This window comes from Kitasatospora sp. NPDC101801 (assembly GCF_044766665.1).
In the GTDB taxonomy this organism is placed as follows: Bacteria; Actinomycetota; Actinomycetes; order Streptomycetales; family Streptomycetaceae; genus Kitasatospora.
The window spans coordinates 62,123-70,913 of sequence record NZ_JBIWML010000006.1 but is presented as its reverse complement, the minus strand read 5'-3'; the positions used below and the strand labels follow the sequence as shown (position 1 = coordinate 70,913).

The following is an 8,791-nucleotide window of genomic DNA, read 5'->3' as shown; positions in this document are numbered from 1 at the left end:
CGGCGGCGGGGGGGTCCCCCGCATACCGCGCGGGCCCCCCGCCGGCCGCCCCCGCCCGGGGGCCCCGCCCCCCCCCCCCCCCGGGCGGGGCCCCCCCCCCCCGGGGGGGGGCCCGGCCCCCCCGCCCTTCCGGCGTCCTGACGGGACGTTACTTCTTGAGCCGGTAGATCACGGTGTCCGCGTTGACCGCGACCACCTCGTAGCGGGTCTCCAGCAGGCTCTCTATCCGGGGGATGTGCACCGGCTGGTACGGGGCCAGGCCCGAGTCGTCCACCACGATCTCCGGGAAGCCCTTGTCGGCCAGCTCCTGGTCGAAGGTCTGCCAGGCGTTCGCCATGCTGAACTGCTCGCCGACGTCCTTGCCGTCCTTGCCGCCGCTGAAGTTGGTCAGGAAACCGGCCGTCAGGTAGCGGGTGACCGGGCGTCGGTCGGACAGCCAGTACAGCTCCGGGTGCATGCCCCAGACCAGCACGGTGTCCTTGGCCGTGGTCTGCTCGGCGATCGTGCTGGCCACCTCGCTGGAGTGGTCCAGCCGCTGGCCCGGCCAGAACACCGCCAGGCCCCAGAACGCCGTCGCCGCGACCGTGCTGTACACCAGCACCGGCCGCCAGCGGATCGAGGAGGTGGTCACCGCGCCGACGCCGAGCAGCACCAGCGGGGGCATCAGCTGGAGGTAGTAGTGGCCGAAGAAGTGGAAACCGGTGCTGACCGCCACCACCGAGGAGAGCAGCCAGACCCAGAGGTCGGAGGTGGCGCCGTGCTCCTCGCCCCGGACGGTGGGCAGCGCGCCGTGCCGCAGCCGCAGCCAGAGCCGGTGGCCCAGCGGGGCCAGGAAGCCCAGGCAGGCCGCCAGCAGGATCGCCGAGTTGCCCAGGGCCCGGCCGGACATCTGCAGCCAGGCCCCGCCCATCGAGGCGTAGTCGCCGCTGCCGGTGACCACCCAGAACAGGAAGCCCTTGGGCTTGGTCAGGATCACCGCGACCAGCGCTATCGGCAGCGCGAAGCCGAAGCCGACCTTGAACAGCGCGGGCTGCCAGCGCACCCCGCGCAGCCGGGCGTCCTGGAACAGCATCCAGAGCACCGGCAGCATCACCGCGCCGCCGGTCTGCTTGGTCAGCGAGCAGAGCGCCACCGCGATCCCGGCGGCCAGCCAGCGGCGGCGCTCGGCGTAGCGGAACGCCGCCACCATCGCGGGCAGCATGAAGACCTCGAAGGTCGCCGCCTGGGTGTCCTCGGGGGACAGCCCGATCGAGACCAGCAGGTAGAGCCCGCCGGCCACCGCGCCCGCCCGGTTGCCCCAGCGGCCCCGGGCGATCGACGCCAGCAGGATCGCGGTGGCCAGGTGGGCCACGATCGCCAGGGTGCGCAGCGGCCAGAGCGAGGTGGAGCCGAACAGCGCGAAGCACGCCTCGTACAGCCAGGGCAGCAGCGGGGGCTTGCGGTCCACCACGGTGTCGTACAGCACGCCGCCGTCGGCCAGCATCCGCGCCTGGGTGGCCAGGTAGCCCTCGTCGGGGCTCCACACCGGGCGGAGGAAGGAGGGGATGTGGGTGACGGTGGCGAGCACCGCCAGCACCGGCACGACTCTGGTCCAGTACCCCGTCCGGACGCGCTCGGGCAGCCGCCCGGTCAGGGTGGCGAGTGGTCGTGAGACGGCGTTGGGCACGTTGACAACCTACCGGGCGGGGCCGTGGGGCAGCGCCCGGGTCCGGCCATTCGATGTGACGATCGGACAGAAGTGTGACGGGCCGTCGGCCACCGGCGCGACCCTGTTTTCGGTGGAGCGTGAACCCCCGGGGGCGCGGGGCGCTGCACCTTCTGCGCCCCGTGGCGGAGCCGCACGTGTGCAGAGCCCCGCGCCCCCCGGGGGTACCGCTTCTCAGACCCGCGCCTTCTCAGACCCGCGCCGCGGCCGTCCGGGCCACCAGCTTGGCGACCTTCTCGGCGATGGCCGGGGCGGTGAGGCCGATCTCGTTCAGGATCTGGTCCCGGGTGGCGTGGTCCAGGAACTCCTGGGGGATGCCGAAGTCGCGCAGCGGCAGGTCCACCCCGGCGTCCCGCAGGGCCTGGGCCACGGCGGAGCCGACGCCGCCCGCGCGGCCGTTGTCCTCGACCGTGACGACCACCCGGTGCTCGGCGGCCAGGCCGGGCAGCGCCGGGTCGACCGGCTTGACCCAGCGCGGGTCCACCACGGTGGCGGTGATGCCCTGGGCGGCGAGCAGGTCGGCGACCTCCAGGCAGGTGGTGGCCATCGCGCCGACCGAGACGATCAGCACCTCGCCCTCGCCCTCGGGGGCGGCCCGCAGCACGTCCATGCCGCCGGCCCTGCCGACCGCCGGGACGGCGGGGCCGACGCTGCCCTTGGAGTAGCGGACCACGGTCGGGGCGTCGTCCACCTCGACCGCCTCGCGCAGCTGGGCGCGGAGCTGGTCGGCGTCGCGCGGGGCGGCCAGCCGCAGGCCCGGGACGACCTGGAGGATCGACATGTCCCACATGCCGTTGTGCGAGGCACCGTCGGTCCCGGTGACGCCCGCGCGGTCGAGCACGAAGGTGACGCCGAGCTTGTGCAGCGCGACGTCCATCAGGACCTGGTCGAAGGCCCGGTTCAGGAAGGTCGCGTAGACCGCGAAGACCGGGTGCAGGCCGTTGGTGGCCAGGCCGGCCGCGCTGGTGACCGCGTGCTGCTCGGCGATGCCGACGTCGAAGGTCCGCTCCGGGAAGGCCTTGGCGAACGGGGCCAGGCCGACCGGGTGCAGCATCGCGGCGGTGATGCCGACGATGTCCTTGCGCTCCCGGCCGAGGGCGACCATCTCCTCGGCGAAGACCGAGGTCCAGTCCTTGCCCGCGGTCTTGATCGGCAGGCCGGTCTCCGGGTGGATCACGCCGACCGCGTGGAAGCGGTCCTCGTCGTTGTTCTCGGCGGCGTGGTAGCCGCGGCCCTTCTCGGTGAGGCAGTGCACGATCACCGGGCCGCCGAAGCCGCGCGCCTTGGTCAGGGCGGACTCCAGCGCGGTCAGGTCGTGGCCGTCGATCGGGCCGATGTACTTGAGGCCGAGGTCCTCGAACATGCCCTGCGGGGCGATGAAGTCCTTCAGGCCCTTCTTGGCGCCGTGCAGGGTCTCGAACAGCTGCTGCCCGACCACGGGGGTGCGCTGCAGCGCCTCCTTGCCCCAGGACAGGAAGCGCTCGTAGCCCTGGGTGGTGCGCAGGGTGGCGAGGTGGTTGGCCAGGCCGCCGATGGTCGGCGAGTAGGAACGCTCGTTGTCGTTCACCACGATCACCAGCGGGCGGTCCTTGGCGTCGGCGATGTTGTTCAGCGCCTCCCAGGCCATCCCGCCGGTCAGCGCGCCGTCGCCGATCACCGCGACCACCGGGCGGTCGTGGTGGCCCTGCAGCTGGTTGGCCTTGGCCAGACCGTCCGCGTAGCCGAGCACGGTGGAGGCGTGCGAGTTCTCGATCACGTCGTGCTCGGACTCGGCGCGGGACGGGTAGCCGGACAGGCCGCCCTTCATCCGCAGCTGGGAGAAGTCCTGCCGCCCGGTGAGCAGCTTGTGCACGTAGCTCTGGTGGCCGGTGTCGAAGAGGATCCGGTCGCGCGGCGAGTCGAAGACCCGGTGCAGCGCGATGGTCAGCTCGACCACGCCCAGGTTCGGACCGAGGTGGCCGCCCGTCTTGGAGACCTCCTCGACCAGGAAGGTACGGATCTCCTCGGCCAGCGCGGTCAGCTGCGCCGGGGTGAGCCGGTCGAGATCGCGCGGTCCCCGAATGCGGGTCAGCAGCGCCACCCGTTCCTCCTTGTTCAAAGTTCTCGGGCCGCGGACGGCCTGCCGGGCCTCGCTGCCCCTGGTGTCGAGCCGCTCCGGCCCTGGGTCGGTCTGGCTCGACTGCCCGAGTCTAATGTCCGACTGCCGGACACCGCGCAGCGCGCCTGGGGTTGACCGGTGTTGACCGACATGACGAGGCTCGGCACCCGATTGGTTCGAGTGCCGAGCCTCACATGGGCGGAAGAGGTCAACCTCGTCCGGACGACTTCTGGGTCCGGCGGGAGACCGAGTCCAGGACCACGGCCGCGAGCAGCACCGCGCCGGTGATCATGTACTGGATCGACTGGTTCACGTGCACCAGGTCCAGGCCGGTGATGATCGACTGGATCACCAGGATGCCGAGCAGCGCCGACCAGGTCTTGCCCCGGCCGCCGAACAGGCTGGTGCCGCCGATGACCGCCGCGGCGATCGAGTTCATCAGCACGTTGCCGCTGCCGAGCGCCTTGTCGGCGGAACCCTGCTGGCTCATGATGAACAGTCCGCCGAGCGCGGCCATGCCGGCCGAGATCATGAAGACCGAGATCCGCACCCAGGCGACGTTGATGCCGGCCCGGCGGGCCGCCTCGATGCCGCCGCCGACGGCGAAGATCTGCCGGCCGTAGGCGGTGCGGCGGAGCACGAAGTCGGTGACCACCACGATGCCGAGGAAGATCACCAGCGGCAGCGGCAGGCCCTGGCTCTGGTTCAGGGTGTACGCGGCGGCGATCGCGATCACGGCGATCACACCGGTGCGCAGGGCGATCTCGCTGACCGGGCGGGACGGCAGCCCGGCGGCCGCCCGGCGGCGGCTGTCCAGCAGCTGACCGGCCAGGAAGAGGCCGACGCCGGCCAGCGCGAAGATCCAGGTGGCGGCGATGTCGCCGTCACCGATGAAGTAGTGGTCGAGGTCGGCGATCACGCCGTTGTTGAGCACGTTGGCGGTGCCCTTGTCCCCGAGCACGAACTGCTGCAGACCGCTCCAGGCCAGCAGACCGGCCAGCGTGACCACGAAGGCCGGCACGCCGATCTTGGCGAAGAAGAAGCCGTGCAGGGCGCCCATGGCGACACCGGCGGCCAGCGCGATCAGGATCGACAGCCACTCGTTCACGCCGGACCGGGCCGACAGCACACCGGCGATGGCCGCCGAGACACCGGCGATCGAGCCGAGCGAGAGGTCGATCTCACCGAGCAGCAGCACGAACACGATGCCGACCGCGATCAGGCCGGGGCCCGCGATCCAGAGCGTGATGTTGGTGAGGTTGTCGGCGTTCAGGAAGTCGCCGGTCAGGCCCTGGAAGATGGCCGCGATCAGGACCAGGCCGAGCACCACGGGGACGGAGCCCAGTTCGCCGGTCTTCATCTTCCGCTTGAACTCGCCGAGGTAGCCGGCGAAGCCCTGCTCGCGGACCAGTAGTCGGGGGTCGATCGCGGGCGCGGGGGCCTCGGTGGTCTGGTTGGTGCTCACTTCGCTTCCTCCGCGATGCGTGCCTGACGCCGGGTCACGGCGTTCTCGGTGGCTCCGGTGATGGCGGAGATGATCTCTTCGTGGCTGGTGCCCGCCACCGGGAAGGAGCCGTTGTTGCGGCCCAGGCGGAGCACCGCGACGGTGTCCGCGACGGCCCGGACGTCCGCCATGTTGTGGCTGATCAGGATGACCCCGAGGCCCCGCTCGCGGAGCCGCTCGACCAGGTCGAGCACCTGGGCGGTCTGCTCGACGCCGAGCGCGGCGGTGGGCTCGTCCAGGATGACGATCTTCGGGTCGCCGACCAGGGCGCGGGCGATCGCGACCACCTGGCGCTGGCCGCCGGAGAGCGAGGCGATCGGGATCCGCACGCTGGGGATGCGGATCGACAGGGTGTCGAGCAGCTCCTTGGCGCGCTTCTCCATCGCGACCTCGTCGAGGGTGCCGTACTTCTTCAGCTCACGGCCGAGGAAGAGGTTGCCCACCACGTCGAGGTTGTCGCAGAGCGCGAGGTCCTGGTAGACGGTCGCGACGCCCAGGCCCTGGGCGTCCTGCGGGCGGTTGATCCGGACCTCGCGGCCCTCCCACTCGATCACGCCCTCGTCGATCGGGTGGACGCCGGCGATGGTCTTCACCAGCGTCGACTTGCCGGCGCCGTTGTCGCCGACCAGGGCGACCACCTCGCCCGCGTGGACCTCCAAGTGGACGTCGGTGAGCGCCTGGACGGCACCGAAGCGCTTGGAGACTCCGCGCAACGCCAGTACGGGTGCGCCTGTCACGTGAACCATCTCCTTCATTCCGTGCCACCGACTCCTGACGAGGGCGGACACGGCCTGCCGCGCGCCGACCCGGGGCGCGAAGGGGTAGTGCGAGAACGATGAGGGGCGGCGGTGCGAGAACACGCCGCGGGGGCCGACGCCCCGTCAGGAGCGCCGGCCCGTGACCGACTTACTTCAGGCCGGCCGCGGTGCAGGCGGCGGCGTAGTCGGCGGTGCAGATGTCGGCAGCCTTGTAGAGGCCGTCGGCGATCACGGTGTCCTGGATGTTCGCCTTGGTGACGACCTTCGGGGACAGCAGCTTGGCCGGGATGCCCTTGTCGGTCGGGCTGTCGACGGTCGCCGAGGCGACGGCCTTGACGTCCTTGCCCTGGAGCAGGTTGACCGCGAGCTCGGCGGCCGAGTCGGCCAGCGGCTTGTACGCCTTGTAGATGGTGTACGCCTGGTCGCCCGCGACGATGCGCTGGATGGCGTCCACGCCGGCGTCCTGGCCACCGACCGGGACGTTGATCCCGGCGGCCTTCAGCTGGGTGATGATGGCGGCGGCCATGCCGTCGTTGGCGGAGTAGACGGCCTGGAAGCCGTCCTTGCCCAGGCTGGTGATCGCGGTGCCGATCTTCTGGCCGGCCACGGTGGGCTTCCACTCACCGGAGGCCTCGTAGACGATCTTCTTGACCTTGCCCTCGAGGGCCTTCTTCGCGCCGGACTTGAAGTACGCGGCGTTCGGGTCGGCCTCGTCACCGTTGATCATGACCACGTTGGCGTCGGCGGCCTTGGCGCCCAGCGCGGTGACCAGCGCCTCGCCCTGGAGCTCGCCGACCTTCTCGTTGTCGAACGAGACGTAGGCGGAGACCGGGCCGGTGGCCAGGCGGTCGTACGCGACGACCTTGACACCCTTGGCCGCCGCCTCCTTGACCCAGGACTCGGTCGAGGTCGCGTCGAAGGCGTCCAGGATGATCACCTTGACGCCCTGCGCGATCAGGGTGTCGAACTGCTGCTTCTGCTTCGACGCGGAGCCTTCGGCGTTGCTGTACTTGACGTTGCAGTCACCGCACAGCGCCTTGACCTTGGCCTCGATGAACGGCTTGTCGAAGGACTCGTACCGGGTGGAGGAAGCGTTCTCCGGGAGCAGCAGACCGATCGACTTGGTGTCACCGGACGCGGCGCTGTCCTTCTTGTCGTCACCGGCCTTGCCGCAGGCGGCCATCGAGATGGCCATCGTGACCGCGGCGGTGCCGATGACTGCGCGACGCATCATTGCGTTCATGGTGGGGGTGCCTCCCTGACGGAGCCGCAACATTGCGGCGAGGTGAGGTGGAGTCAACCCTTGGGGCTCGCTTGTCGTCAATAAGTAAAACCAGCTGAACGCCGATCCGAACCCTTTCGTTATCTTCCTGAAGGCGAAGCCGAGACCAAACGGCCTCGGCTTCACCCTTTCCGGACGCCGGAGAGCGATTTCCGGTGTCAGGCGCCGACCGAGGAGGTCTGCCGGATTGCGCCGGATTCGCCCATCTCACTCATCACCAGGGCGAGCGCCCCGAGCACCTCGGCCCGGCCGCCCAGGGTGCCGGGGACCACCGAGAGCTGGCGGGCGGCGGACGGGATGGCATACCGCGCCACGGAGTCCCGGATCGGGGAAAGCACCAGCTCACCGGCCTCGGCGAGCTCTCCGCCGAGGATCACCCGACGGGGGTTCAGCAGGTTGCACAGGGTGGCCACCCCGCTGCCGATCTGGCGGCCGGCGTCCGCGATCACCCGGCGGCAGCCGAGATCGCCCTGCTGGGCCAGCTGCACCACCTTGGTCAGGGTGAGCTCCCCCGGGTGGTTGGCGTTCAAGAGATTGAGCAGGTAGCGGGAGCCGACGAAGGTCTCCAGGCACCCCCGGTTGCCGCAGCGGCAGACCGGACCGGCCTCGTCCAGCGTGATGTGGCCGATCTCGCCCGCGGTGCCGCCGGGGCCCCGGTAGATCTGACCGTTGATCACCAGACCGGCGCCGACGCCGCTGGCCACCTTGATGTAGGCCAGGTCGGTCAGCCCCCGGCCGGCACCCCAGACCAACTCGCCCAGCGCGCCCAGGTTGGCGTCGTTGTCCACGTGCACGTCCATGCCCAGCCGCTGCGCGAGCTCCCGCCCGGGCGCGATGCCGGTCCAGCCCGGCAGGATCGCGGTGGAGCCCAGCGCGCCGGTCTCCTGGTCGATCGGGCCCGGTACGCCGAGGCCGACGCCGACCACCTTGTCCGCCTTGAACCCGGCCTGCGCCAACAGCCGCTCCACCAGCGCCTCGGCGCGGTCGAAGCCCTGCTTGGCCGAGACGTCCACGTCGATCGGCTCGCTCTCCTCGGCCAGCACCCGGTGCGCCAGGTTGCCCACCGCCACCCGCAGGTGGGTGTGGCCGAAGTCGACCCCGACCACGATGCCGGCGTCCCCGCTGAGCGAGACCGAGCGCGCCCGGCGGCCGCCTGACGAGGTGTCGGCCACCACGACGGTGCCGACCTCCTTCAGTTCCCGGACGATGTTGGACACCGTGGCCGCGGAGAGTCCGGTGGACCGGGCGATCTCCGCCTGGGTCAGCGAGCCCGCCATCCGGACCGCCCGCAACACCCGTTCGAGATTGGCCCGGTGCAGCGAGGACTGCGATCCCGGTGTGTCCATCGACATGATTCACCCTTCCTGGGCGCGGGGACTCGACCGCCCCGCGCGGGCCGCGCCGTTGCGGCGGTGGGCCACATGCCCACCTTCAACTTCTGAAC

General features: G+C 71.0%; 6 protein-coding genes. All 6 read right to left on the bottom strand.

Annotated features, from left to right (window positions below; all coding sequences use genetic code 11):
• Positions 1–148 precede the first annotated feature (148 nt).
• Complete coding sequence (locus tag ACIRPK_RS10780; protein WP_403035982.1) at positions 149–1,666, bottom strand: ArnT family glycosyltransferase; 1,518 nt, start codon at positions 1,664–1,666, stop codon at positions 149–151.
• A 229-nt stretch (positions 1,667–1,895) separates the two neighbouring features.
• Positions 1,896–3,785, bottom strand: a complete 1,890-nt coding sequence (dxs, locus tag ACIRPK_RS10775) for a 1-deoxy-D-xylulose-5-phosphate synthase (protein WP_403035979.1) — start codon at positions 3,783–3,785, stop codon at positions 1,896–1,898.
• A 226-nt stretch (positions 3,786–4,011) separates the two neighbouring features.
• Positions 4,012–5,268: a sugar ABC transporter permease gene (locus ACIRPK_RS10770; protein WP_403035978.1), complete on the bottom strand. Its 1,257-nt coding sequence runs from the start codon at positions 5,266–5,268 to the stop codon at positions 4,012–4,014.
• Positions 5,265–6,053 (bottom strand): ATP-binding cassette domain-containing protein, encoded by a 789-nt coding sequence (locus ACIRPK_RS10765; protein WP_403035975.1) that lies wholly within the window; start codon positions 6,051–6,053, stop codon positions 5,265–5,267. Before ACIRPK_RS10765 ends, ACIRPK_RS10770 begins: the two co-directional genes overlap by 4 nt.
• Positions 6,054–6,213: 160 nt before the next feature.
• Positions 6,214–7,308, bottom strand: a complete 1,095-nt coding sequence (locus ACIRPK_RS10760; RefSeq protein ID WP_403035972.1) for a sugar ABC transporter substrate-binding protein — start codon at positions 7,306–7,308, stop codon at positions 6,214–6,216.
• Positions 7,309–7,505: 197 nt separating this feature from the next.
• Complete coding sequence (locus ACIRPK_RS10755; protein ID WP_403036353.1) at positions 7,506–8,693, bottom strand: ROK family protein; 1,188 nt, start codon at positions 8,691–8,693, stop codon at positions 7,506–7,508.
• Positions 8,694–8,791: the final 98 nt, after the last annotated feature.